This window comes from Variovorax sp. KBW07, assembly GCF_003852515.1.
Lineage (GTDB): Bacteria > Pseudomonadota > Gammaproteobacteria > Burkholderiales > Burkholderiaceae_C > Variovorax.
In genome coordinates this window covers 18,230-40,379 of the sequence record NZ_QAJK01000055.1, presented here as the reverse complement: position 1 = coordinate 40,379, position 22,150 = coordinate 18,230, and the positions used below count along the sequence as shown (strand labels likewise).

Below are 22,150 nucleotides of genomic sequence, written 5' to 3'. Positions count from 1 at the left end.
CGCTTTTTCCTCCTGTTTCGACGCATGACTACACGCCTGGATGCCTACGACCTGAAGCTGCTCGACATGGTCCAGCAGGACGCGCGTATTCCGCAGGGCGAGCTGGGCCAGCGGGTCAACCTGTCGACCGCGGCGGTCAACCGGCGGCTGAAGCGGATGGTGGACGAAGGCGTCATCGAGCGCCATGCCGCCATCGTCAACCCCGATGCGGTCGGCTGCGAACTGACGGTGATCGTCCAGGTGAATGTAGAGAGCGAGCGCGTCGATCTGCTGGACGCAATGAAGCGGACCTTCCAGGCCTGCCCGCATATCCAGCAGTGCTACTACGTGGCGGGCGACTGCGATTTCGTGTTGATCTTCGCGGTCAGGAGCATGAGCCAATACACCCGGCTGACGCGCGAACTCTTCTTCGAGAACAACAACGTCAAGCGCTTCAACACGCTGGTGGCGATGAGCCGGGTCAAGGTCGGGCTGCACGTGCCCCTGTCGGAAGAGGCCACGGCAGCCTGAACCCTCGGGCCTTCTTCAGGCCTTCCTCAGGCCTTCTTCACGCAATCGGCGTTGCGCGGATCTTTCAGCGAGCGTCGCGCGTAGTAGTCGAACGCCACCGAATTGCGGCGTGGCCGCAAGATCCAGTCGTGCGCCTCCCGCGCCAGCTCGGGATCGATCGGCTGGATCTTCCCCGCGGCCGATGCCAGCAGTTGCATGCGTGCCGCGCGCTCGAAGGCGATGGACAGCACGCAGGCTTCTTCGACACTGCCGCCGGCCACGAGCATGCCGTGGTGCGAGAGCAGCAATGCCCGCTTGCTGCCCAGCGCGGCCGAGATGAATTCGCCCTCTTCGTTGCCCACGGGAATGCCGGGCCACTTGCCGACGAAGGCCACGTCGTCGTACAGCACGCAGTTGTCCATGTGAGAAATGACCAGCGGCTCTTCGAGCATGCCGAGCGCGGCCGAGTGCAACGCGTGCGTGTGGATGATGCAATTGACATCGGGACGCGCGCGGTAGACCCACGAGTGAAAACGGTTGGCCGGGTTCGGCATGCCATCGCCCTCGAGCACGTTCAGGTCTTCGTCGACCCGCAGCAGGTTGTCTTCGGTGATCTCGTCGAAACCAAGCCCCAGCCGCTGCGTCAGGAACTCGCCGGGCACGCCGGTGCGCGCGGTGATCTGTCCCGCCAGGCCGGAGTCGTGCCCGTTGTCGAAAAGAATGCGGCAGGTCAGGGCCAGCTTCTGGCGCAGCGTGTAGGCGCTGTCCGCAAGGTGCGCGTCCATCTGGGCGTACGACTGCCGGACGAGTTCGTCCTTCTTGAGTTCGAAAGTGTCTTGCGATGCCATGGTGTCGTCCTTGTTCATGCGGATTCGCTGGTGGAAAAGTTCTTCTCGGGCGCGCCGGGAAAGAGCGGCTGGTAGCCCGGCAGTTGCTCGATTCTGGCGAGCCACGCGCTGATGGCGGGGTAGGCTGCAAGCTCGATGCCGCCCATTGGCGCGAGGCGCGTGTAGGGGTACAGCGCCACGTCGGCAATGCTGGGCGCATTCGCGGTCGCGACCCATCCCCCGGCGCCCTGCCGCGACAACTGCGCTTCGAGAATGCGCAGCGACTGCCTGGCTTCATGGGCGAAGCGAACGAACTCTTCGCTGGCCGGATCGCGGTCGCGATGCAGTGCCAGGTGCAGCCGCAGTTGCGCCAATGGCTTCATGTGCCGCTCCTGCTCGAACGACAGCCACGCCAGCACCCGTGCCTGCGAAGCCGCGTCGCCCGGCCACCAGGCACTGCCCTGCGCCAACAGATACAAAATTGCCATCGACTCGCCCAGGTGCGTGCCATCGTCCACTGCAAGCACCGGGACCTGGCCCATCGGCGCGACCGCGAGGAAGGCCGGGCTTCGCAAGTCGCCGCGGTCGATGGACAGCGTCTCGCGTTGCAACGGGATGCCCAGGAAGCCGGCCAGCAGCCGCACCTTCCATGCATTGCCGGAGCGCCGGGTGTCGTAGAGCTTCATCGCCATGTGTCGCGCCCTTGGTCAGTCGAGCCTGGTGCCCGCGGCCTTGATGACCTTGCTCCACTTGGCGGTCTCGCTCTTGACGTGTGCCAGGTAGGCCGGTGTGCCGGTGGTCATCGGCTCGATGCCGAGTTCGGCCAGGCGCGCAACGACCGCGGGGCGCTTCAGTGCACGGGCCAGCGCCTGGTTGAGGATCTCGATCTGCGCCGGTGATGTGCCCGCGGGCGCGACGATCGCGTTCCACGAGCCGATCTGGAAGTCGGGCAGCCCTTGCTCGGTGCTGGTCGGCAACTCGGGCACGGCCGCATTGCGGTGGTTGGCCGCGATGGCCAGCATCTTCAGCCGTCCGCTCTTGGCCTGCGGCTGGATGACGGGAATGGCGTCGATGACGATCTGCACCTGCCCGCCCATGACCGCATTCACCGCTTCGGCGCCGCTCTTGAAGGGCACGTGCACGATGTCGGTCTTTGTCGCCAGCTTGAACAGCTCGAGGGCCAGATGCGGCGAACTGCCGTTGCCCGCCGAACCGAAATTCAACTGGCCGGGATGCGCCTTCGCGTAGCGGACCAGGCCGGCCAGGTCGTTCACGCCGGCGATGCCGTCGATGCCGTTCACGGCCAGCACGTAAGGCGAGTTGCTCACGAGCGAAACGGGCACGAAGGCGGCCGGGTCGTAGTTGAGCTTGGTGTAGAGCATCTTGTTGACCACCTGCGTGCCCACCGTGCCCAGCAGCAAGGTGTAGCCGTCGGGCTGGGCCTGGGCAACGGCCTGCGCCGCGATGGCGCCACCGGCGCCCGCCTTGTTGTCGATGATGACCGACTGTTTCAGCTCTTCGCCCAGGTGCTGGCCGATGAGCCGCCCCGCCACGTCGGTGATGCCGCCCGCGCCGAAGGGAATGACCAGGCGAACCGGCTTGCTGGGATAGGCGGGCTGCGCAGGCGCCGGCTGCGCGTGGGCCGGCGAAGCGGACACCAGCAACGCAAGAGCGCCGGCGAACGAGCTGACAAACAATGCCCGAAGGCGCGTGCGTACCGTCATACCATACTCCTCAGATAGCGGGCCAGCCCCGCGAAGATTGTTCAAATCAGGAAACCAAGATCATTTTAGGACACAAGTGTCCTAAAGAAAACACATGTCCATCAAACTGAAGTTGCTTCGCGTCCAGGCCGGACTGACGCTCGAAGAGCTGGCACAGGCGACAGACCTGACCCGCAGCTATGTATCGAAACTCGAAAGAGGCATCTCGACGCCGTCGGTCGGCGCGGCGCTGAAGCTGGCCAAGGCACTGCGCGTGCAGGTCGAGGAAGTGTTCGCGGAACCGTCCGACACCGACCCGGTGCTGATCAGCCGGGCGGAGACGAAGGCATCGGATGCGCGGACGAAGATGCCGCGCGCACCGCGCGTGGTATCAGGCGCGTCGCCCGATCGCCGGATGGTCGCCTTCGTGCTCACGCCCACCGAAGAGCCGGTGCGCAACCATCCGATGAGCCATCACAAGGGCGAAGAACTGCTGTACGTGCTCAAGGGGCGGGTGAGCCTTCAGCTTGCCGGCCGCGTGGAGCTGCTGAATGCCGGCGACAGCGCGCACTTCAATTCGAGCATTCCCCACAAGATCACGTCCGTGGGAAAGGTGCAGGCGTCAGTGCTGCTGGTGGTGGCGCAGGAGGAATAGACAAACGGGAGAGCAGGCCGGGTGGCTTATTGCAACGGAGTCGCGGTGTGCGCGCGTCGCAACTCGCGCAGCCCGAGGCGGGTGAACTCGGTCACCGTCACCGCCGGGGGCTGCATCGCCGATGTTCCCGAACGGATCGAAGGCAAGGTCGCCTTCAGGTGCCCGTCTTGAACCAGGGCCTGGACAACGGCCACGCCACTCGCGCCAGCGACAGTGGCGGGAAGCGATTGACCGGCGAGATAGCGAAGGAGTGAATGGCGCATTTTTTAACCTGCCGCTTCACGTCGCGGCAGGCACTTGAAGGTGAAATCGCGACGACTGCCGGCCTCGAGAAACCGCCGTTGAAGCGGGTGCCGAAGCCTTCTCTACCAACGCCAACAGATCGTCAACGCAAGTATCGTTTGTGAACCTTAGGCTTGGCTGAAGGTGTGCACGCCAGTGCGCGCACTACATCACGCTTCGCCGCTTGTTTCGTTGTTGCCACCGCTTTTGCAGCAACGTGCGTGGCATAACCGGGGGGCTGCCAGTGATGGCAGCCTTCCTGATCGAACCCGATCTTTCACCCGCTTCGGCGGGTGTTTTTCATTGGGGCGCGGCAAAAGCATCTGATGCAGCGCCGGTTGCTTCTGCACTTTCCGGGTGTGCAGGCCCGCTGCGTCGTCGGTGCTTGGCCGCGATGCACCGCTCCAGCGCGACGACTGCACATTTGTCTGGATCTCTCACTCGATTTAACTGTATATTCATACAGTTCTATTTTCACAACTGTGACCGAACTCACGCGACGCGGGACGAGATGGAGTAGCCGCGGCCACGATGAGCAGCCTGGCCCACGAGAGCGAGACTTTCATGAACCAAACTGAATTGTTCTTCCCGCAAGCAACCGCATTGGCGCGCGCGCCGTTGATGGCTCGGCCGCCGGCCCCAAGGCCCGAGCCGGAACGCGAGGCCCGCCCAGAGCCTGCCCCGCAGTTCGACGACGCGCAGGTCGTTCCCCGGGCCGCCTACACCGTTCGCCTCGCGGACTGCCCGCACCCCACGCCCGAGGCCATCAAGGTGTCGGAGCAGCGATTCCGGCGCGAGCTCGACCGGCAACTGGGCGACGACGTTCTGGCAGCGCTGAGCGCATTCCACAACGCGAGCGAGTCGAGCGAGAGCGACCTGTCGAAGTCCGAAATCGCGATGGCCAAGCGCTGGGCCAAAGCCTACGACGCCGCCAGGACAGCGGGCTTTCGCGACCTTGGCGACACCAACGAAGCGTTCTTCGACGTGCGGCCTGCCATTCGGTAAGCGCTCGCAGCGCCTTCGTCCACGGCAAAAATTGAGACTTTTTTCACATTTTTAGCCGCCGCCTACAAAGCGCGGTGACCTTCGCCACCCCCTGCCGACGCCCGCCTCGGTGAGCATCCGCCGGCTGTCATGCAGCCGAGACCGGGGCGCCATACCGCCCCGGCAGTCGAGATGACCGTGCCGCTCCGCACTCTGGAGCACGGGCAATTTTTTCTGCGCGACCGCATCGTTGTCCTGCTCGCTCACGTCCTAGCGGGCGCTTCATCAGTGTGAATGGCGAGGGGATGGGGGAAGAAGATTCCGGGAGCGATGAAGACCGCGGGGAGTGGCTGGATTTCCGCATGCGCGACGGCCTGGCCCGCACGCCGGCAAGAATCAGCCGCAAGGCACTTGAAGATCACTTCGGCGCGAAAGGCGATGGGCCTTCGCTGACCAGCGTCTACGTGACCAACGCGGAAATCATCCACAAGAAAGTTCTCGCCAAGATGAAGGGCGAGCAAGGCGCCTATACGCCGGAGAACCCCGTGGAACTGCGTTCCGCCGACTTTCTTCCACCCTCGGGCCACCCTGGCTCCACCCCTCACGTTCCGGGCCGGATGACCGACGACGACATCCAGAAATTTCTTGAGCAGGTCGCTCGTCCCAACAAGCAAGGCGAGGCTGGCCACGGCAACTACGTTCACTGGAAATCCGACACCGGACGCGTGGGGCTCTCGGGCATTTTTTCGGTCGACCAACTGGAGGCGATGGCCGCGTGGATGCGCCGGGCATTCAAGGGCAGGCCGTGAACGCCATCGCGGTCTTTGGCAATGCCAGAGCCTTTCAATTGCATGAAGTGACCGCGCGGCAAGCGTGGTTTCGAACGCCGCTTGCGGGCTCACCGGCCGTTTGCCTCGCAGCCCGCGAACCCGTTGAGGTCGGCCAGCTCATCCAGGATGGGGCAGTCCGGGCGGTCGCTGCCCTCGCAGCAGTGGGCAAGGCGCTCCAGCAGGCCTTTCATGCGTTCGAGCTCCTCTATCTGCTGGGCAAGGTCGCCTGCCCGTGCGAGCGCCACGCGCTTCACGTCGAAGCTCGTGCGGCGGCCGTTTCGCCACAGTGCGAGCAGCTCGACGACCTCTGAAGAGTCGAACCCGAGGGCCTGTGCCCTGCGCACGAAGCGCAATGTCGATACGTCTCGCGCGCCATATGGGCGGCTGCCCGCATCGGCGTGCGCCATGCCGCCAAGCAGGCCGAGGGACTCGCACTCGCGCACCAGTTGCGCGGATGCGCCGGAGCGCGCAACGACTTCGCGGAGGGTCAGGTGCTCTGCGGTCGCAAGCGCAATGTGGTCTTCCATGGAGATCTCCTTCAGGCTAAAAAGCGAAGTCTCCGCGTTCACACGATGGCAAGGTCAAGGGGGGTTTGAAGCTCGCTTCACGCTGATCGCACTCGGCATCGCCTGTTGGCAGCGCGGAGCATTTCTCCATAGAAGATATTTGCGAGGAGCAAACCCATCATGCGCATGGCGAGCGACGCCAGGTTCTGGGATCGGACTTCACGACGGTATGCGCAAAGCCCGCTTGCGGATCAGGCCGGTTATGAGCGCACGCTGGACCGAACCCGTGCCCTGCTGAAACCAGGCGACAAGGTGCTGGAGCTGGGCTGCGGAACGGGAACAACGGCGCTACGGCTGGCTGGCGATGTTCGCGACTATCTTGCGACGGATCTCTCCGATGGAATGATCGCGATTGCCAAGGAGAAGCACGCAGCCGACCCTGTTCCAAACCTCGCCTTCCGCACTGCGACTGCGCAAGCACTTGCGACCGATGCAGCATCGTTCGACGCCGTGCTGGGGTTCAACTATCTCCACCTGGTTCGCGACCTGCCCGGCACGCTGCGCTGCATCCATGACTTGCTCGCAACGGAAGGCTTGTTCATCTCCAAGACGCCCTGTGTCGGGGACATGAACCCGCTCGTCCGGCTTGCCCTGCTGCCCGCGATGCGTGCGCTCGGAATGGCGCCTTATGCCGGCGTCTTTCGGGCGGTGGACCTGGAGCAGTTCATGCGAGCCGCGGGCTTCGACATTCTTGCGAATGAAAATCACGCGACAAAAGGCAATGACAACCGTCCTTGCATCGTGGCGCGCAAGAGGTGACTGAGGTGACCGCAGTCGGGTGGCGGTTCACTTCGCCCTCAGACGACAGCCAATACCATCAGCGCCGACGAGGTCGTGCGTGCATCCTGGAATTCAAGTGCTCATAATGCCGAGCGACCACGCCAGGGGCCCTCCTGAATCCATCCGAGGCCTTCGTCCGGCTCATGCAGGCTGTGCACACCGGCCGCCTCTTTTCCTGGCATTGACGGGACGACACCATGAGCGCATTGCACATGTTTCTACCGGTATCCGAGCCCGCGCGCAGCGAGGCGCTGGCCCAGTTGATCAAAACACACCACGTGCCCCGCCACCTCGTGAGGGGCATCGCACGCAGGCACGGGAACGAATGCGGACCGCCCGCGCCGGTCCGCGTGTCTCAGGGCCTGCAGCAGGCGCTGCCAGAGGAACCGCAGGCACCGACTCCGCAAGCGTAGGCCGTCGGCGCGGTCGCTGGCAACCTCGAGGCGATCCTGCAAACTTGCGACGGCGACTGCAACGCCGACCGCGTGCGTTCGGAAAGCGGGACGCTGTGCGGCAGCAATGCGAGAGCCGCCGCAACACTCACTCCGGTCTTGGCCAGGCCCGAAGCGATGCGTCCAACTGCCGCATCAACTCCCCCACGCGTCCGCCTCCGGGCGGGGCTGCGGGATAGCGCCGAAGAACGTCGATCACGACCGGGCCCGCAAGAGCACTCGACTTCGCGATGTGGCCGGCGCCGACGTGCGCGTCGTCTCCCGCGGAGAGTTCGAGCGCGCGTGCCGCATGAGCGGCCGATCCGAGGATGTGCTTGACCTGGGTTGCTTTCGCGAGAGGGTGAAGGAACGCTGCGCCTGCCGCGGCAAGCGCAGCGCGCGCGGCCTCGCTGGCGGCCGCCTGACCCGCATCACGGGCGTCTTGCGCGGCGCGCTGCGCGGCCCAGGCGCAGTCGCGGATCGACTTCGTCCGCTTGGCACCATCGGCGAATGCCTGCGCGGCATCGATCGCGGCTCGCGGGCGCAGGTCGCCGGGGTGTTCGCGCTCGAAGATCGCCAAGACGAGTCGGGCACAGGTGGACGCGTAGGCTGCGACCGCGCGGAGTTCGGCGCGGCTGAGTTCGATCGGTGTGGGTGCGTCGATCATCCTGTTGCGATCAACTGATCTCGGGAGACGTGAGCCGGTGCGTCGATGAAAAGGGTCTGTTCGAAAAGAACTGCGTCACGCGCGCGGCCTCAATCAAAACTCAAAGCGCGAAGTTGTACACGCAGAATTGTGTGTCGAGTTGCCAGCCCAGCGATTCATACACCGCCCGGGCATCGGTGTTCGTCAGCGCGGTGGAAAGCGTGAGGCGAACCGCTCCCGTAGCCTTGGCGAACTCACCCGCCGCACCGATCAGCTTGCGGCCCACGCCCTTGCCGCGTGCGTCTTCTCGCACGAACAGGTCGTTGAGAATGAAGATGCGCGCCATCGAGGCGGAAGAAAAACTGGGGTACAGCTGCGTCAACCCGACGGGCTCGGAACCCTCGCAAGCCAGGAAGATGGCGGACTCCGCATGCTTGAAGCGGTCGAGCAGGAACGCGTGGGCACCGGCCACATCGCTGGGCCGCTTGTAGAACTGGCGGTAGCCGTCGAACAAGGGCACGAGTTCGTGCAGGTCGAGGATGGTGGCTTGACGGACGCTGACAGTGGTCATGGTCTGTGACGAAAGCTGGGGCGGGCAGATGCTATCTCGGAAGCTGGCACGACATTCAGCGCGCGTTAGAGCGAACCCGAGAAAGCCTCTCGCTCACCGCGTCGGTGATGGCGCTCAGGCCATCGGCCGAGAGGTGTTTCGAGGAGCGCGGCACCTTGGCCGTCTCCAGCACGCGGTCGCGAATGACGCTCACGATACACCTCCCGTCTTCGGAACCAGTGCGCGGAACTGGCCCAGTTCCTGAAGCACTGCTTCGATGTCGCACCGACGAACGATGACCGTCCCGTCATCCAGCGACTTGGCGTATTCGGCCGCCCAAGCGTGGCTCAAGATGGCAACTCCGACTGCCCCCCACTGCCGCCGAACCTGACACTCATGCTGGCGTCCACGTTTCTATCGTATGTGCGAGATGAGCCAAGCGAAGGCGGAGTCAGGCGATCGCGCGCTACCGCGCGAAGCCGACACTCAAGGAAATGCGAATCCGCCGACGAAATAGTTAATCTGCGGGTTGTTGCCCACCACCACGGTGGCAGGAAGGGTGGAGCCGCTCTTCAGCGCGCTCGCGTTGTTGATGATGTAGGCGGAATTCGCAGCGCCAACATACAGGCGATCATTCGACGGATCGAATGTGGCCGAGTGCGCAGGGATGTTGAACGACTGATTGGCCGCGTTACCCGAGGTTGTGCTTGCGCTGTCGATCACCCCCAACTTTCCAGTGCCAGCAATGTAGAGCCGATCACGCGCCTGATCGATGCTGAGACCCGTCATGACGTTAAGTGCCGGAATTGCCATGACACGAACAGCCTGATTGATGGTGGGATTGGCGCCAACCATTTCTTGCAGCGCGGTCAGGTCGAAGACAAACACCCCGATGGTCGATCCCAATCCGTAAAGCAGCTTTCGTTGTGTATCGATGGTGAAGCCTCGCGAACCGCTGGCGACGGCATAGCGGTGGTTCGGCGTCACGCTGCCGGACGCGGTGCTTGCATTGCCGATGATGGCCAGCACATCCTGGTATTGCGCGCTGCCGGCGAGATACAGCGTGTCCGTCGCCTTGTCGAAGGCGACGTTCGAAAAGAACATGATGCCCGTGCCAGTCGGCTGAATGGTCCGGGTCGGTGGGACTGCACCACTCAGCGCGCTGGCCTTGTCGAACACGAGAATATCGGGGCCGCTGCTGGCGTACAGCCGGTCATTGGCTGCGTCGTAGGCCAGCGCTTCACCCAGAAAGCCTTGGATGCCCGAGATGACCTTGGCCTGTGGCGTAGTACCAGGCGCAGGGTTCTGAGTCTGGAAGGAGAGGATCGATTGGGCGCCCTGGATGGTAGCGAACAGAAACTCGGGCTTTGAAGGGCTCGGATCTACTTGAGTAACCGGGCCCTGATCCGAAGGCGGGGGCTCAGAGCTTCCCGTGTTGGGCGTCGTCGCTGGCGCGGTCGGTGCGATGGCCACTCCAACAGGGATTCCTCCTCCGCCACCCCCGCCACCGCAAGCCGCCAATCCAGCGACCAAGCAAAGAATCACACCCCATTGTGCAAACCGCATGGCCCCCCCCCAAACATAGTTGTTGATATACCTCTCGCCTTGATGGCCGGGCGCGCGGAGAATAATCGTTTAACGGCGATACATCAATATCGCAAATATACAAAAGCAAAAAACGGGTTGTGCCGGGCGATTTTCATTGGTGAAATGTAACGCCAAGCGTTCCGATTCGACGAGTCGTCGCTCTCGGGCAGCAGGGCCGCGATACTCGTGCCATGCCAATCGCCCGCCCCTGCGCCTACCTCGCCGGCCCTGATGTGTTCCGCCCCGACGCGGCAGCGCACTTCGAGGGCTTGGTGCAGCATGTGACGCACTCCAACTGGAAGGTCTGCGGCCAAGTCTGACCGTCAATTGCCGTTGACGGTCAGACTTGCGCTCACTTGAAAACCTTCAGCACCTCGCATGCCCCGCGATCCCGAAAGATCAGCGTGTTGTCGTAGCGATACGACTCGTACCGAAGGAGTGCCACATCGCCATAGGCCAACTGGAAGCAGTTGCGCGTTTGGATGTAGTGGTCCGTGTCGGTGCGGTAGATGTCTTTGTCAATTCGACGCACCTTCACCTGAACGACTCCCGAACCAATCGCGGTCGATCGCGGCGGGCTGAGCATACTGGTCCCATCGCATGTCGCCTGCATCTCCCGCCATGCTCTTGTGACCATGGTTTGATCTGGTCGCATCGAATCGCGCGCCACTTCGTAGCTGCGCCTCGCGCGCTGGCAGTCTTGCGCGGCCGTACCTGTCGCGGCGAACAAAAGGAGTGCCGCCAAGCTAAAAACCCTCATGTGATCCTCGATTGATGTTCTATTCTGAAAAAAGCCATCTGAGCTGACCTCGATGGCGTTGCACCAAACGAACCATGCACCAGAACGCTGCTGGAGTACCTCGCCGTCATCGCCGCCCAGCAGCGGCCGACGCTTCGGAAGGACCTGAGAATCTGCTTGTCGGTCTGGTCGATCACCCTGAGGACACGGCGCTCATCGAACAGACCATCGCCGACATAGAACGCTTCTTCACCTCGCCCAGCTGACAGGGCTCTCGCCGACCGCAAGGCTGTAACTAAAGGTTAACATTGAGCCTTACTTAAGGAGCGAGGCGATGAGGCGGGAAAAGGCGTGGTTGATTGGTATCTTCATGGCCGTGGCAAATGTGGCTGCTCAGGCAGGCCCCTTCGGATTGAACGCTGGAGATACGGTCGAAGCCGTGGGTAAGTTCGCACAACTCGAGCCCACAGCGGACCGCGGCGTCTATAGCGTCGCTCGACTTCCTAATGGCCACGATGACATTGACGACTATCGCTTGGTGTTCAGCCCGGTAACGGGTCTCTGCAAAGTTACGGCTTGGACGAAGCCGGCCCAGACCAATGCTTATGGGGACGAGATCAAAAGCGACTTTCGCAGCTGGCAAGAGGCATTGACCTCCAAATATGGCGCGCCAAAAAAGTACGACTTCCTTCGCTCTGGAAGTATCTGGAAGGAGGCCAATGACTGGACGATGGCCCTGACCAAGAAAGAGCGGATCCTTGCCGCGTTCTGGGAGTTCAAATCGCCTGTGGACCAGGTAGAAAAAATGGCCCTTGAAGCCGTCGCGTCAAACTCTCGCAACTACATGCTCAACATCCAGTACGAGTTCACAAATTACGAGGCGTGCAAAGCCGCGACGAGGGCCAAGAAGAACGCGAACCTGTGACTGTCAGCCCTCAGGGGCTACAACTCACAGCTCTCCCGATACGCTGGGCGGGCCTTTAAACTTGATTCCGAGATGTGACAGAGCGGCTTAATGTGGGCAGCGCCCGAAAGGGACTGCTCGGAGGCCTCTGAGGTAACTCACGCCATCTCGCAGGTTCGAATCCTGCCGTCTCACCTGATAGAATCGAGCCTCGCTCAAAGATCCTGAGCGTTGCCTCCTCAGGCAAGCTGAATCTCATACCAGCGCGTCGAAGTCACTACGACGAGAAAAACAAAAATGACTTCATGCAAACGAATTTGCCGTAGCGTGGACCGCGTAAGAATTCACAACCACATTTCGAAAGCCCTCCTCGCGAGGGCTTTTTCACGCCCTTGATCGCTTCGAGGTTATCCCCCGCACCTGTGGATAAACTTTGTGGAGAACTGATCGTATTGCTATCGAGAGCGTTGATGGGCGGGGCTGCATCATGTGCCTAGCAAACGAGCACGGCCGTCACCACCTCCCATCCAGAATGATCTGCGGCACCTGCAGCCGCGGCAGCTCAGGCTCCACGTCATCCAGCGGCTCGTCATCGCTCCGGGCGACGGGCGTCACTGCGTCAGGGTAGACACGATCGATCAGCTTGGTCAGTTGGAGGAACAGAGGATGGCGACGGCCGCGCGGTTCAGACATGCGCTTTTCTAACGCGGATCCTCAGAAAGCTTGAACGCGGGCTTTTCGGTCGTGATGCCTCCGGGCCAGTGATCTCCTTCCGGCCGCGAGTTACTGTGTCGTGAACTGCTTCAGACAAGCCTGAGATGCGCTGATCTCTTTGTCGAACGGCAAGGCTTCCGAATACTTCGAGCGGCGAACCTCGTAGGTTCCGTCATCTCTGATGTCAGCCACGATGTACTGGAATGCCTGAGCGATCACATCTATGCGATACCCATTCGCTCGTTTGGTCTGTCGCACATGCGTGGCCATTGCCATGCTCTGAGCACCCAGGAAGCCATCGAACACGCAATCTACGAACAGTGGCTGTTCTGACGCTCGATAGCGTCCCTCCTGAACCGTCTTGAATGACTCAGCATTTGTTGCTGTTGTGGGAGCGGTTCCACAACCCGCTAGCGCAGCACACAAAGCTGCGCTGAACATGAACTTCAGCATCTCCAATCCCTCCAGTTTGTGTCCGGGATCGTAGCGCTCTTTGGTAGCCCTTCAGTGTATTGATCATGACGGATCGAACGTCAGGACATCCGCTCCTGACGGGGCTACTCGGACCGTCGATTGTTCGGAAGCTGCTAGGACGGTGCTGAGCAAGGCTCATCGATTCAGCCAAGGTCCCATCGTTAATCTTTGCGTGGGTCCCGCTCGGGTTTTAGAAGGGGGATCAGACGACTTTCTTCTTCCAGAGACCATCCCTTCGCAGAGTCTGCAACGATTCGCTGGTAGGACGGGCACTCACTCGACTTCGTCTCCAATGCTTCACCCTTGTACCGGCACTCGAGCACGGGCTTGTGGTCTTCGGGATTGAATCGCGTTAAAGCGTGGGCGACGCCTCTCTCGTATTTCAGCGTCATGAACACCTCGCCAGCCTCTCCCCAGATGGTCTGGCAGCCGGTGTAGTTCGAACTGATCGTCCGGGGATGCATGAAGATGAAATAGCCATGTACATCGCTGATAGCGGCAGCACGAGGTGGCGCTTTCAGATTGCAGTTCTCATCGCCGGCGTGTGCGAGCGGACTGAGCGCTATCAACGAAACGGCCAGCAATAACTCACGACCGAAGTTGGCATTCAATCGATCAGTAGCAAGAACAGTCAAGAGTGCCTCCCTTCATTGCATCCAACATTCTTTGGACCGTCTCTGGGATGTACGGGTGCACCAAGCCTTCATTCTCCTCGGATGCAAAAGGAAAGTCCCCATGTCGTAGCACTTCAGAGATGCGCCATTTCTGGAAATCGCGGTGCGCCGGCGACGTAGAGTCCATGATCGCATGCAACGCGAACCCCAGCCGCCGAGCACCCTCGATCTGACTAAACTGCCTGATTGCATCCGCCTTTTCGAGGTTTCCACCAACAAAAGCGTTCGTGAGCCTACATGCTTCAGCCTTACTTAGATTCGATGAACTCATCGCGTGCATGAATGCATGGTCGGCGTTTTGATAGCCACGATCATCACCAAACAGGCACCTCCTTCCCATGCCTGCATGGTGCTGATCGCTCAAGATCCCCTCGCAACTGCAGCTATAGCTCCATCAGTGCCCGATCATTCTTGACCGTGCTCAGCAATACCTCTATTTCCGCATCTCGCTGTTCAACAACAATTCGACCTCGTGCATTTAGCTCTCGATTCGCTGACGGTACCAAGGTCACGCTGCGGTAGCCACAACGACAAAATCCCCACCCCCGACCGAAGCCAAAGTGGGGGATCGAGCGAGGCGCCGGCAGATTGGAGCGGCCAGCTGTCGATCATGATTTGGACGCCACGGGCAGTGATGTCAGCGGCTTGGCCACAGTTCCATAATTGGCGAGTCGGAAAACCGATCCTTCATCGAACCGAGAATCTGCGTCACTGTCACGGATTCGCCGCAGCTGTCAGTCGAGACACGCAGCAATTCGATTGCAGTGTTCCCTCCACAGGCAACTAGCACTGACTCATCGAGCCTCCTGAGCACCTGCCCCGGTGTCCCAAAATAGGTGCCGCGAAAGACAGAAGAACGGAGAAGTCTCACCTTCTGCGACCGCAGAAAGCTGAAAGCGGCCGGGTAAGGAGGCGCTTGCGCTCGGATAAAGTCGTGTATCTCGCTTGCAGTTTTTCCCCAGCTCACTAGGCCGTCAGCTTCCTGTCGCGATCCGCAATAGGTTGCCATGGATTCGTCCTGCGTGCTGAGCTCGGCGCGACCGGCAAGCAGCGCCGTCCATCGTGCTGGAAGCTCTTGTACGAGCGCGCGTTGAATCGCTTCCAGAACTTCGCCCACTGTGTCAGATTCTCCAAGTTGCAACTCAACCTGACAAAGAACCTCGCCGGAGTCCATACCTTCAGCAAGCCGAAACACCGTCGAGCCGACCGTCTTGTCCCCGTTGATGATTGACCACACGAGAGGGGCGTTTCCCCGATACTTTGGCAGCAATGAGTTATGCATGCCCCACAAGCCTCGAGGGATCGAATCCAAAGTCGCCGCATCGAGCAACCAGTACCAGCCACAGACAAGCCCGATGTCAGGCTTTATGGCGGCGAGCATCTCCCTGGCCTCGATTGGTGTGGAGGGGACAAAAAACTCGATGCCATGCTTAGAAGCGAAGGCCGAAAAATCACCCAAGTTGCTCCTCGCATCCGAACGATCATCGGGATGAACGACCGTCCATTGCAAGCCTGGCGTCTCCGCGTAAAGGCATTCAAAAATCGCGAGGCCGAGCGACTTGGAGCCGATGAAAACGGCGCGCGTCACAATTCCGAATGCGTCCATAGACTGCGGGCCTTCTGATCCGTGAAAGGTCACATTCTGACAGCCGGACGATCAGGGTCCTGGTGCGGGGGCGAGAAGCGCCTTATCGTTCGAAACGACCCCAAACAGCACATTTACTTCGGCGTCTCGTTACTCAACAACGAGCCGACCTCGGTCAAGTAGCTCTCGACCTCGTGCAGCCAGGCCTGCGAGGACTGCGGATCGATCCGTGATGCGGAGGCAGGCAGCGGGGTCGGTTGCGGCTTGTTCGCGATCACGAGCGGCGTAGCCAGCCAACCGATTCGAGCCCGCGAGTCGATGCGGCTGAGCGCATCTTCGAGGCCACTGGACACGGAACTGCGCGACCGAGATCCTCAATCATTACGCAGCCAAGAGCGGCTCGGATCTGGATTTGGCCGCGCTCGAGCCGGCCCAGGTTGCGCTCAAGAAGCTTTCCGCCGCAGACGACACGAAGCGCGTCTACCGTCGCAAGGCGCTTACCGGAGCACCGCCGTCCGCAATCGGGACGCGTGGAGGGGACTGAAAACGGTCGGGTTTGTCAAAAACCGGCCCATTTGTCAAAACCAAAGAAAAACGGCCTACGCCTTGTGAGCGTAAGCCGTTGTTCTATCTACTGATTTTGGTCGGTGTGAAAGGATTCGAACCTTCGACCCCTTGCACCCCATGCAAGTGCGCTACCAGGCTGCGCCACACACCGAAGCTCTCGATTATAGCGGGCGAAATTCAGTGTCCGAGGGTCAACAGCTCACGAATTTCAAAGAGTTCGCGTCGAAGGTGGAGCAACTGCGACAGATCGACCGTGCGCGGCGTGGCCTGCTCGGGGGTGTCCTGCACCACGGCGGCATCAAACTCTTCCTGGTCGATCTCGATCGCCTCCATCCCTTCGAGCGGCACCTCGCCGGCCTTGCGGCGATCGCGCTCGCCTTGCACCAGCTCCTGCAGCTTGTTGCGGGCACCGCTGATCGTGAAGCCCTGGTCGTAGAGCAGATCGCGGATGCGGCGGATCATGAGCACCTCGTGGTGCTGGTAGTAGCGGCGGTTGCCGCGGCGCTTCATCGGGCGAAGCTGCGTGAACTCCTGCTCCCAGTAGCGCAGCACGTGCGGCTTGACGCCGCAAAGTTCGCCGACCTCACCGATGGTGAAGTAGCGTTTGACAGGAATCGGCGGGAGCGCTTTCTCCATTATTTCCATTGAAATCAAGACAGTGCGCGGGAAACCTCAGAGATTACTCTACGCAACCGCGCAGCACCAAGCACTATTCAGCGCCCAGGCTCCACTCGACTTCGGTCGCGCTGCCCTGGTCGATGCTTCCGTGGATCTGCTCCTTGAGTTTCGCGCTCGCATGAAAGGTGGCCACGCGGCGCTCGCCGATCGGAATGGCTTCGCCGGTGCGCGGGTTGCGCCCCGGCCGGGGCGCCTTCACGCGGATCTGGAAGTTGCCGAAGCCCGAGATCTTGACGTCGGTGCCCTCGATGAGGCTGCCGGCCACGAGCTCGAAAAAAGCTTCGACCATGTCCTTGGACTCACGCTTGTTCAGCCCGATCTGTTCGAACAGCAGATCGGCCAGGTGCGCCTTGGTGAGCGCCGGCGTTTCGAGGGCTTCGAGCGTGAATTCGGCGGCGTTCATCTTCATCCTCTCAAGCGGCCGCCCAGCTTGGCGCCCAATTGTTCGACGATTGCACGGACAGCGGGCTCGACCTGTTCATCGGTCAAGGTTGCGCTGTCATCCAGGAAGCTCAGACGAACCGCCATGCTCTTCTCACCTTGCGCCAGCGCGCCCGGCGCAGCCACGGCACCGTCACGCAGCGGCTGCGGACGATAGATGTCGAACAGCGTTGCATCGCGAAGCAGGCCTTGCGCAGCCGAAGTCGCGCGGATGGTCTGCATCAGCGCGTCGTGCGAGACGGCTTCGGCCACGACGACCGCAATGTCGCGCTCGACCGCCTGGTGCTTGGGCACCGGCTGCGCCACCGGTACGGGGCGCGCGGTGACCGCATCGAGGTCGAGTTCGAACAGCACGGGCGCATGGGTGAAGTCCCACTTCTGGCGCCAGCGCGGATGCAGTTCGCCGACGAAGCCGATGGCCTTGCCATCGACGAGCACGCGTGCCGAGCGGCCCGGATGCAGCGCGGGGTGTTCAGCCGCCTCGAAGCTCGGCACCCGCGGTGCGAGCAAGGCTTCGACATCGCCCTTGACGTCGTAGAAATCGATGCGTTGTGCCTTGCCGTCCCAGCGCGATTCATCGGCATCGCCCCAGGCAAGACCCGCCACACGCATCGGCTGGTTGACGCCGCGAACGGTGCTGTCGGTGGTTGCCACGCTGTCGTCGCGCATGAACACACGGCCCAGTTCGAACACGCGCACGCGCGGTGCCTTGCGGTCGAGATTGAACTTGAGCACTTGCAGCAGCGAGCCGAGCAGCGACGAGCGCATCACGCTCATCTGGCTGGCAATGGGGTTCAGCAGCTTGACCGGGTTGGCATTGCCCGCAAGGTCTTGCTCCCAATGGGCTTCCACGAAACTGAAGTTGATCGTTTCCTGGTAACCCAGCGCGGCCACGCTGCGACGCACGGCAAAGCGGCTGCGCTGCGCCTCGGGCCGAACGCGCGCCGTGATGGGCGCGAGCGGCGCGGTGGTCGGCAGGTTGTTGAAGCCGATCAGGCGCGCGACCTCTTCGATCAGGTCTTCTTCGATCAGCAGGTCGAAGCGGTGCGGCGGCGGCGCCACCGTCAGGGTGCCCTCGCCTTCGGTGATGGCAAAGCCCAGGCGGTTGAGCGCATCGGCGCATTGCGCCTGCGTCAGCGGCATGCCGATCACGCGCGCGGCGCGCGCCACGCGCAGCGTGACGGGGGCGGCTTCGGGCACATGCAGCTTCTGGTCGTCCATCGCACCGGCCTGGCCGCCGCAGATTTCGATGACCAGCTGCGTGATGCGTTCGATGATTTCGACGGTGCGGCTCGGATCGACACCACGCTCGTAGCGATGGCCCGCATCGGTCGAGAAGTTGAAGCGGCGCGAACGCCCCTGCACGGCTTCGGGCCACCAGAACGCGGCCTCGACGTAGATGTTGCGCGTGTCGTCGGACACGGAAGTGGCGTCGCCGCCCATGATGCCGGCGAGCGACTCGACTTCACGGTCGTCAGCGATCACACCAACCTTGTCGTCGACGGTGATGGTGGTGCCATTGAGCAGCTTGAGCTGTTCGCCCGCCTTGCCCCAGCGCACCGTGAGGCCGCCGTGGATCTTGTCGAGATCGAAGATGTGGCTGGGCTGGCCGTACTCGAACATCACGTAGTTCGAGATGTCGACCAGCGGCGTCACGCTGCGCTGACCGCAGCGCGCAAGGCGCTCGACCATCCAGGCGGGCGTGGCGACCTTGGTGTTCACGCCGCGCACGATGCGGCCCGAGAAACGGCCGCAGAGTTCGGGTGCTTCGACCTTGACCGGCAGCACGTCGTTGAACGAGGTGGCCACGGGCGCAATCGCGGGCGTCTTGAGCGGCGCGCCGGTAAGCGCGGCCAGTTCGCGCGCGACGCCGTAGACGCTGAGGCCATGCGCCAGGTTGGGCGTGAGCTTGAGCGTGAGCAATGCGTCGTCGAGCTTGAGCACGTCGCGCACGTCGGCGCCAATGGGCGCATCGGCGTCGAGTTCGAGCAGGCCGCCGTGGTCTTCGCTCAGCTTCAGTTCGCGCGCCGAGCACAACATGCCCTGGCTCTCGACACCGCGCAGCTTGCCGAGCTTGATGAGGAAGGGCTTGCCGTCTTCGCCCGGCGGCAGTTCGGCGCCAACGAGTGCGCACGGCACCTTGATGCCGACACGCGCATTGGGCGCGCCGCACACGATGTTGAGCAAAGCGCCCTGCCCGACGTCGACCTGGCACACGCGCAGGCGATCGGCATTCGGGTGCTGCTCGGCTTCCTTGATCTCGCCGACGACGATGTGCGTGAAAGGCGGCGCCACCGGTCGGCGCTCTTCAACCTCGAAGCCGCCCATGGTGAGCGTTTCGGCCAGTGTGGCGCTGTCGAGGGGCGGGTTGCAGAACTCGCGCAGCCAGGATTCCGGGAATTGCATCTCTTCGATCTCGATCTGTTTTTTCTGGTGTGGAAAGGCGTGTCAGTGAATCACTGGAACTGCGAGAGAAAACGCAGGTCGCCGTCGAAGAAAAGGCGCAGGTCGTTCACGCCGTAGCGCAGCATCGTGAGCCGGTCGGGGCCCATGCCGAAGGCAAAGCCGATGTAGCGCTCGGGATCGAGGCCCATGTTGCGCACGACGTTGGGGTGCACCTGTCCGGAGCCCGCCACCTCGAGCCAACGGCCGGCCAGCGGGCCACTCGCGAACTGGATGTCGATCTCGGCGCTGGGCTCGGTGAACGGGAAGAAGCTCGGGCGGAAGCGCAGCACGAGGTCGTCGCGCTCGAAGAAGGTGCGGCAGAAGTCGGTGAAGACGACCTTCAGGTCCTTGAAGCTCACGTTCTCGCCGAGCCACAGGCCTTCGCACTGGTGGAACATGGGCGAGTGGGTGGCGTCGCTGTCGACGCGGTAGGTGCGGCCCGGCGCGATCACGCGGATTTCGGGTGCCTTGACGGTGCCGGTGGTGTCGGCTGCGGCAGCGGCAAATTCGGCCGCGTACTTCTTGGTGTGCTGATGCGCATAGCGCACCTGCATCGGGCTGGTGTGCGGACGCAGGTTGTAGGGAATGCCGTCTTCGCCGTTGATGTCGACGTAGAAGGTGTCCTGCATCGAACGCGCAGGATGGTTCGGCGGGTTGTTGAGCGAGGTGAAGCTGTGCCAGTCGCTCTCGATCTCGGGACCGTCGGCCACGTCGAAGCCCATGCTCGAGAAAATTTCCTCGATGCGCTCCAGCGTACGGCTCACCGGGTGCAGGCCGCCCGAAATGTGGCGGCGGCCGGGCAAGGTCACGTCGAGTGCTTCGGCACGCAGTTGCAGCGAGAGTTCTTCGTCGGCCAGCTGCTGGCGGCGATCGGTCAGCGCGGACTCGATGGCCTGCTTGCCAACGTTGATCGCGGCGCCGCGGGACTTTTTCTCTTCGACACTCAGCGCGGCCATGCCCTTCATCAGCTCGGTGATGCGGCCCGACTTGCCAAGGAACTGGGCCTTGGCGTTTTCAAGCTCGGCGGGCGTCTTCGCTTCGGCGAAGGCGGCGCGTGCGGTGGCTACAAGAGAGTCCAACTCGTTCATGGCAACAAAAATCTTCGAGGGAGAAATAAAAAAGAGCTGGAGCTTTTTCAAGCGCCAGCCCTTGAGCCGTGGGCGCAGGAAGCCGCCCGAAGGCGGCACTCCTGCTGTGCGGAATCAAGCAGCCAGCTTGGCCTTGACCTGCTCCACGATGCCGGCAAAAGCGGCCTTGTCGTGCACGGCGATGTCCGCAAGCATCTTGCGGTCGATCTCGATACCGGCCTTGCGGATGCCGTTGGCGAACTGGCTGTAGGTCAGGCCCAGTTCACGCGAGGCGGCGTTGATACGCGCAATCCACAGCTGACGGAACACGCGCTTCTTGGTACGGCGGTCACGGTAGGCGTATTGGCCTGCCTTCATCACCGCCTGTTTGGCGATGCGGAAGACATTGCCGCGGCGACCGCGGAAACCCTTGGCGAGTGCGAGAACTTTCTTGTGGCGGGCGCGAGCCGTTACACCACGTTTGACGCGAGGCATGTGTGTACTCCTTGTTCGTCTGAGTTAAATGCCACGGCCGGGCAGCATGGCGGCGACAGAAACCATGTTGGTTTCATGCACTGCGACTGCACCACGAAGGTGACGCTTGTTCTTGGTGGTCTTCTTCGTCAAGATGTGACGCTTGAAGGCTTGACCGCGCTTGACGGTGCCACCGGGACGAACGCGGAAACGTTTTTTCGCGCTGCTCTTGGTCTTCATTTTGGGCATGTGAATGCTCCTATAGTTTGTGCTCGTGAGGCGCCGCGAATACTTCACGGACTTGTTGGCCCCGAGACACTTCTTTATCTCGCCCCTGCCGGCCCTTCTTTCGAAGTGCCGGCAACGGCGAAATCCCTTTTCAAAACCTCGTCTGCTGCAAACGCCTCAGGCGGTTGCAGCTGGCGCCGTGGCCGGTGCAGCGTCTGCAGCCGGCTTCGGAGCCCCGCCACCGGCCTTCTTGCGGCCCGGCGCGATCATCATGATCATCTGGCGGCCTTCCAGCTTCGGGAACTGCTCGACCATGATCAGGTCGCCCAGCTCGTCGCGAATGCGCTGCAAGAGTGCCAGACCGAGCTCCTGGTGCGTGATCTCGCGGCCGCGGAAGCGCAGCGTGATCTTGCATTTGTCGCCCTCTTCAAGAAAGCGCTTGATATTGCGCATCTTGATGTTGTAGTCGCCATCGTCGGTACCGGGCCGGAACTTGATTTCCTTGACCTCGATGACCTTCTGCTTCGACTTCGCCTCGGCTGCCTTCTTCTGCTCGTGGTACTTGAACTTTCCGTACTCGATCAGGCGGCATACCGGCGGGTTGGCCGCCGCGACGACCTCCACCAGATCCACATCGGCCTCGCCAGCAAGGCGCAAGGCCTCCGAGAGACTCATAACACCCATTGGCTCGTTTTCCGGGCCTACAAGGCGGACTTCCGGGGCCATGATTTCCCGGTTCAGGCGGTGTTGGCGTTCCTCGCGGTGGCGGCGGTCGCGAAATGCAGTAGCGATGGTCAGAATCCTTCAAAATTTGCTACAAAATCTGTAGC

At 62.0% G+C, this 22,150-nt stretch carries 30 protein-coding genes and 2 tRNA genes; 9 read left to right on the top strand and 23 right to left on the bottom strand.

Going from position 1 to position 22,150, the window contains the following annotated elements; translation table 11 throughout:
• Positions 1-24 precede the first annotated feature (24 nt).
• On the top strand, positions 25-510 hold the full coding sequence (locus DBV14_RS13050) for an Lrp/AsnC family transcriptional regulator (protein WP_124459603.1): 486 nt from the start codon (positions 25-27) through the stop codon (positions 508-510).
• A 26-nt stretch (positions 511-536) separates the two neighbouring features.
• On the opposite strand, the gene DBV14_RS13045 is transcribed toward DBV14_RS13050, so the two are convergent.
• Genes DBV14_RS13045 through DBV14_RS13035 form a run of 3 tightly spaced genes read right to left on the bottom strand, consistent with a single transcriptional unit; the run spans position 537 to position 3,040 of the window.
• Entirely contained in the window at positions 537-1,355 is an 819-nt protein-coding gene (locus tag DBV14_RS13045) for an aldolase (RefSeq protein ID WP_260397010.1), read from the bottom strand.
• The gene (locus DBV14_RS13040; protein ID WP_124459601.1) at positions 1,352-2,008 is read right to left on the bottom strand and encodes a glutathione S-transferase family protein; all 657 of its coding nucleotides are present in this window, start codon (positions 2,006-2,008) and stop codon (positions 1,352-1,354) included. The genes DBV14_RS13045 and DBV14_RS13040 overlap by 4 nt, the downstream gene beginning before the upstream one ends.
• Positions 2,009-2,023: 15 nt before the next feature.
• A complete protein-coding gene (locus tag DBV14_RS13035) occupies positions 2,024-3,040 on the bottom strand; it encodes a tripartite tricarboxylate transporter substrate binding protein (RefSeq protein ID WP_124459600.1) in 1,017 nt (338 codons plus the stop codon).
• Positions 3,041-3,134: 94 nt separating this feature from the next.
• Between DBV14_RS13035 and DBV14_RS13030 the strand changes: the two genes are divergently transcribed.
• A complete protein-coding gene (locus DBV14_RS13030; RefSeq protein ID WP_124459599.1) occupies positions 3,135-3,674 on the top strand; it encodes an XRE family transcriptional regulator in 540 nt (179 codons plus the stop codon).
• 26 nt (positions 3,675-3,700) lie between these two features.
• On the opposite strand, the gene DBV14_RS13025 is transcribed toward DBV14_RS13030, so the two are convergent.
• The gene (locus tag DBV14_RS13025) at positions 3,701-3,937 is read right to left on the bottom strand and encodes a hypothetical protein (RefSeq protein WP_124459598.1); all 237 of its coding nucleotides are present in this window, start codon (positions 3,935-3,937) and stop codon (positions 3,701-3,703) included.
• Positions 3,938-4,520: 583 nt separating this feature from the next.
• On the opposite strand from DBV14_RS13025, the gene DBV14_RS13020 reads away from it, so the two are divergent.
• Positions 4,521-4,961 (top strand): hypothetical protein, encoded by a 441-nt coding sequence (locus tag DBV14_RS13020; protein ID WP_124459597.1) that lies wholly within the window; start codon positions 4,521-4,523, stop codon positions 4,959-4,961.
• A 341-nt stretch (positions 4,962-5,302) separates the two neighbouring features.
• Positions 5,303-5,749 (top strand): hypothetical protein, encoded by a 447-nt coding sequence (locus tag DBV14_RS13015; protein ID WP_124459596.1) that lies wholly within the window; start codon positions 5,303-5,305, stop codon positions 5,747-5,749.
• A gap of 89 nt (positions 5,750-5,838) precedes the next feature.
• On the opposite strand, the gene DBV14_RS13010 is transcribed toward DBV14_RS13015, so the two are convergent.
• Positions 5,839-6,297, bottom strand: a complete 459-nt coding sequence (locus DBV14_RS13010) for a MerR family DNA-binding protein (protein ID WP_124459595.1) — start codon at positions 6,295-6,297, stop codon at positions 5,839-5,841.
• Positions 6,298-6,456: 159 nt separating this feature from the next.
• Here DBV14_RS13010 and DBV14_RS13005 point away from each other — a divergent pair, with 159 nt between their 5' ends.
• Positions 6,457-7,095, top strand: a complete 639-nt coding sequence (locus tag DBV14_RS13005) for a class I SAM-dependent methyltransferase (RefSeq protein WP_124459594.1) — start codon at positions 6,457-6,459, stop codon at positions 7,093-7,095.
• Between the two features lie 561 nt (positions 7,096-7,656).
• Here the strand turns inward: DBV14_RS13005 and DBV14_RS12995 are convergent.
• The 4 genes from DBV14_RS12995 to DBV14_RS12985 all read right to left on the bottom strand — a co-directional run bounded on the left by DBV14_RS12995 (position 7,657) and on the right by DBV14_RS12985 (position 10,216).
• Positions 7,657-8,214, bottom strand: coding sequence for a putative immunity protein (locus DBV14_RS12995; protein ID WP_124459592.1), 558 nt, complete (start codon positions 8,212-8,214; stop codon positions 7,657-7,659).
• A 100-nt stretch (positions 8,215-8,314) separates the two neighbouring features.
• Complete coding sequence (locus DBV14_RS12990; protein WP_124459591.1) at positions 8,315-8,764, bottom strand: GNAT family N-acetyltransferase; 450 nt, start codon at positions 8,762-8,764, stop codon at positions 8,315-8,317.
• A gap of 55 nt (positions 8,765-8,819) precedes the next feature.
• On the bottom strand, positions 8,820-8,957 hold the full coding sequence (locus DBV14_RS33415) for a hypothetical protein (RefSeq protein WP_185546005.1): 138 nt from the start codon (positions 8,955-8,957) through the stop codon (positions 8,820-8,822).
• 272 nt (positions 8,958-9,229) lie between these two features.
• Positions 9,230-10,216 carry a hypothetical protein gene (locus DBV14_RS12985; RefSeq protein ID WP_124459590.1) on the bottom strand — a complete coding sequence of 329 codons (987 nt, stop codon included), beginning with the start codon at positions 10,214-10,216 and terminating at the stop codon, positions 9,230-9,232.
• Positions 10,217-10,521: 305 nt separating this feature from the next.
• Here DBV14_RS12985 and DBV14_RS33605 point away from each other — a divergent pair, with 305 nt between their 5' ends.
• Positions 10,522-10,650, top strand: a complete 129-nt coding sequence (locus DBV14_RS33605; protein ID WP_221621887.1) for a nucleoside 2-deoxyribosyltransferase — start codon at positions 10,522-10,524, stop codon at positions 10,648-10,650.
• Between the two features lie 32 nt (positions 10,651-10,682).
• On the opposite strand, the gene DBV14_RS12975 is transcribed toward DBV14_RS33605, so the two are convergent.
• A complete protein-coding gene (locus tag DBV14_RS12975) occupies positions 10,683-11,090 on the bottom strand; it encodes a hypothetical protein (protein ID WP_124459589.1) in 408 nt (135 codons plus the stop codon).
• 74 nt (positions 11,091-11,164) lie between these two features.
• Between DBV14_RS12975 and DBV14_RS33410 the strand changes: the two genes are divergently transcribed.
• From DBV14_RS33410 to DBV14_RS33405, 3 genes are all read left to right on the top strand, one after another.
• A complete protein-coding gene (locus DBV14_RS33410; protein WP_185546004.1) occupies positions 11,165-11,335 on the top strand; it encodes a hypothetical protein in 171 nt (56 codons plus the stop codon).
• Positions 11,336-11,403: 68 nt separating this feature from the next.
• Positions 11,404-11,994, top strand: a complete 591-nt coding sequence (locus DBV14_RS12970) for a hypothetical protein (protein WP_124459588.1) — start codon at positions 11,404-11,406, stop codon at positions 11,992-11,994.
• 68 nt (positions 11,995-12,062) lie between these two features.
• Positions 12,063-12,168: transfer RNA gene (locus tag DBV14_RS33405), tRNA-OTHER, on the top strand.
• Between the two features lie 318 nt (positions 12,169-12,486).
• On the opposite strand, the gene DBV14_RS12965 is transcribed toward DBV14_RS33405, so the two are convergent.
• From DBV14_RS12965 to infC, 13 genes are all read right to left on the bottom strand, one after another.
• Positions 12,487-12,666, bottom strand: coding sequence for a hypothetical protein (locus DBV14_RS12965; RefSeq protein WP_124459587.1), 180 nt, complete (start codon positions 12,664-12,666; stop codon positions 12,487-12,489).
• Positions 12,667-12,756: 90 nt separating this feature from the next.
• Positions 12,757-13,140: a hypothetical protein gene (locus DBV14_RS12960; protein WP_124459586.1), complete on the bottom strand. Its 384-nt coding sequence runs from the start codon at positions 13,138-13,140 to the stop codon at positions 12,757-12,759.
• 182 nt (positions 13,141-13,322) lie between these two features.
• The gene (locus DBV14_RS12955; protein ID WP_124459585.1) at positions 13,323-13,796 is read right to left on the bottom strand and encodes a hypothetical protein; all 474 of its coding nucleotides are present in this window, start codon (positions 13,794-13,796) and stop codon (positions 13,323-13,325) included.
• A gap of 676 nt (positions 13,797-14,472) precedes the next feature.
• Positions 14,473-15,441: a methionyl-tRNA formyltransferase gene (locus DBV14_RS12950; protein WP_124459584.1), complete on the bottom strand. Its 969-nt coding sequence runs from the start codon at positions 15,439-15,441 to the stop codon at positions 14,473-14,475.
• Positions 15,442-15,554: 113 nt separating this feature from the next.
• Positions 15,555-15,773: a hypothetical protein gene (locus tag DBV14_RS12945; protein ID WP_124459583.1), complete on the bottom strand. Its 219-nt coding sequence runs from the start codon at positions 15,771-15,773 to the stop codon at positions 15,555-15,557.
• Between the two features lie 288 nt (positions 15,774-16,061).
• Positions 16,062-16,138: transfer RNA gene (locus DBV14_RS12940), tRNA-Pro, on the bottom strand.
• A gap of 26 nt (positions 16,139-16,164) precedes the next feature.
• Positions 16,165-16,623 carry a MerR family transcriptional regulator gene (locus tag DBV14_RS12935; RefSeq protein WP_124459582.1) on the bottom strand — a complete coding sequence of 153 codons (459 nt, stop codon included), beginning with the start codon at positions 16,621-16,623 and terminating at the stop codon, positions 16,165-16,167.
• 73 nt (positions 16,624-16,696) lie between these two features.
• Entirely contained in the window at positions 16,697-17,068 is a 372-nt protein-coding gene (locus tag DBV14_RS12930) for an integration host factor subunit alpha (protein WP_124459581.1), read from the bottom strand.
• A gap of 2 nt (positions 17,069-17,070) precedes the next feature.
• On the bottom strand, positions 17,071-19,512 hold the full coding sequence (gene pheT, locus DBV14_RS12925) for a phenylalanine--tRNA ligase subunit beta (protein WP_124459580.1): 2,442 nt from the start codon (positions 19,510-19,512) through the stop codon (positions 17,071-17,073).
• 50 nt (positions 19,513-19,562) lie between these two features.
• Positions 19,563-20,639 (bottom strand): phenylalanine--tRNA ligase subunit alpha, encoded by a 1,077-nt coding sequence (gene pheS / locus DBV14_RS12920; protein WP_124459579.1) that lies wholly within the window; start codon positions 20,637-20,639, stop codon positions 19,563-19,565.
• 114 nt (positions 20,640-20,753) lie between these two features.
• Entirely contained in the window at positions 20,754-21,113 is a 360-nt protein-coding gene (rplT, locus tag DBV14_RS12915) for a 50S ribosomal protein L20 (RefSeq protein WP_012747009.1), read from the bottom strand.
• 24 nt (positions 21,114-21,137) lie between these two features.
• Positions 21,138-21,341 (bottom strand): 50S ribosomal protein L35, encoded by a 204-nt coding sequence (rpmI, locus tag DBV14_RS12910; protein WP_007832497.1) that lies wholly within the window; start codon positions 21,339-21,341, stop codon positions 21,138-21,140.
• A 156-nt stretch (positions 21,342-21,497) separates the two neighbouring features.
• Positions 21,498-22,121, bottom strand: coding sequence for a translation initiation factor IF-3 (gene infC / locus DBV14_RS12905; RefSeq protein WP_124459578.1), 624 nt, complete (start codon positions 22,119-22,121; stop codon positions 21,498-21,500).
• Positions 22,122-22,150: the final 29 nt, after the last annotated feature.

Coding starts and splice junctions, on each gene's coding strand:
- DBV14_RS13050 (WP_124459603.1), top strand. CDS start 25: ATGACTACACGCCTGGATGCCTACGACCTGAAGCTGCTCGACATGGTC.
- DBV14_RS13045 (WP_260397010.1), bottom strand. CDS start 1,355: ATGAACAAGGACGACACCATGGCATCGCAAGACACTTTCGAACTCAAG.
- DBV14_RS13040 (WP_124459601.1), bottom strand. CDS start 2,008: ATGGCGATGAAGCTCTACGACACCCGGCGCTCCGGCAATGCATGGAAG.
- DBV14_RS13035 (WP_124459600.1), bottom strand. CDS start 3,040: ATGACGGTACGCACGCGCCTTCGGGCATTGTTTGTCAGCTCGTTCGCC.
- DBV14_RS13030 (WP_124459599.1), top strand. CDS start 3,135: ATGTCCATCAAACTGAAGTTGCTTCGCGTCCAGGCCGGACTGACGCTC.
- DBV14_RS13025 (WP_124459598.1), bottom strand. CDS start 3,937: ATGCGCCATTCACTCCTTCGCTATCTCGCCGGTCAATCGCTTCCCGCC.
- DBV14_RS13020 (WP_124459597.1), top strand. CDS start 4,521: ATGAACCAAACTGAATTGTTCTTCCCGCAAGCAACCGCATTGGCGCGC.
- DBV14_RS13015 (WP_124459596.1), top strand. CDS start 5,303: ATGCGCGACGGCCTGGCCCGCACGCCGGCAAGAATCAGCCGCAAGGCA.
- DBV14_RS13010 (WP_124459595.1), bottom strand. CDS start 6,297: ATGGAAGACCACATTGCGCTTGCGACCGCAGAGCACCTGACCCTCCGC.
- DBV14_RS13005 (WP_124459594.1), top strand. CDS start 6,457: ATGCGCATGGCGAGCGACGCCAGGTTCTGGGATCGGACTTCACGACGG.
- DBV14_RS12995 (WP_124459592.1), bottom strand. CDS start 8,214: ATGATCGACGCACCCACACCGATCGAACTCAGCCGCGCCGAACTCCGC.
- DBV14_RS12990 (WP_124459591.1), bottom strand. CDS start 8,764: ATGACCACTGTCAGCGTCCGTCAAGCCACCATCCTCGACCTGCACGAA.
- DBV14_RS33605 (WP_221621887.1), top strand. CDS start 10,522: ATGCCAATCGCCCGCCCCTGCGCCTACCTCGCCGGCCCTGATGTGTTC.
- DBV14_RS12975 (WP_124459589.1), bottom strand. CDS start 11,090: ATGAGGGTTTTTAGCTTGGCGGCACTCCTTTTGTTCGCCGCGACAGGT.
- DBV14_RS33410 (WP_185546004.1), top strand. CDS start 11,165: ATGCACCAGAACGCTGCTGGAGTACCTCGCCGTCATCGCCGCCCAGCA.
- DBV14_RS12970 (WP_124459588.1), top strand. CDS start 11,404: ATGAGGCGGGAAAAGGCGTGGTTGATTGGTATCTTCATGGCCGTGGCA.
- DBV14_RS12965 (WP_124459587.1), bottom strand. CDS start 12,666: ATGTCTGAACCGCGCGGCCGTCGCCATCCTCTGTTCCTCCAACTGACC.
- DBV14_RS12960 (WP_124459586.1), bottom strand. CDS start 13,140: ATGCTGAAGTTCATGTTCAGCGCAGCTTTGTGTGCTGCGCTAGCGGGT.
- DBV14_RS12950 (WP_124459584.1), bottom strand. CDS start 15,441: ATGGACGCATTCGGAATTGTGACGCGCGCCGTTTTCATCGGCTCCAAG.
- DBV14_RS12935 (WP_124459582.1), bottom strand. CDS start 16,623: ATGGAGAAAGCGCTCCCGCCGATTCCTGTCAAACGCTACTTCACCATC.
- DBV14_RS12930 (WP_124459581.1), bottom strand. CDS start 17,068: ATGAACGCCGCCGAATTCACGCTCGAAGCCCTCGAAACGCCGGCGCTC.
- pheT (WP_124459580.1), bottom strand. CDS start 19,512: ATGCAATTCCCGGAATCCTGGCTGCGCGAGTTCTGCAACCCGCCCCTC.
- pheS (WP_124459579.1), bottom strand. CDS start 20,639: ATGAACGAGTTGGACTCTCTTGTAGCCACCGCACGCGCCGCCTTCGCC.
- rplT (WP_012747009.1), bottom strand. CDS start 21,113: ATGCCTCGCGTCAAACGTGGTGTAACGGCTCGCGCCCGCCACAAGAAA.
- rpmI (WP_007832497.1), bottom strand. CDS start 21,341: ATGCCCAAAATGAAGACCAAGAGCAGCGCGAAAAAACGTTTCCGCGTT.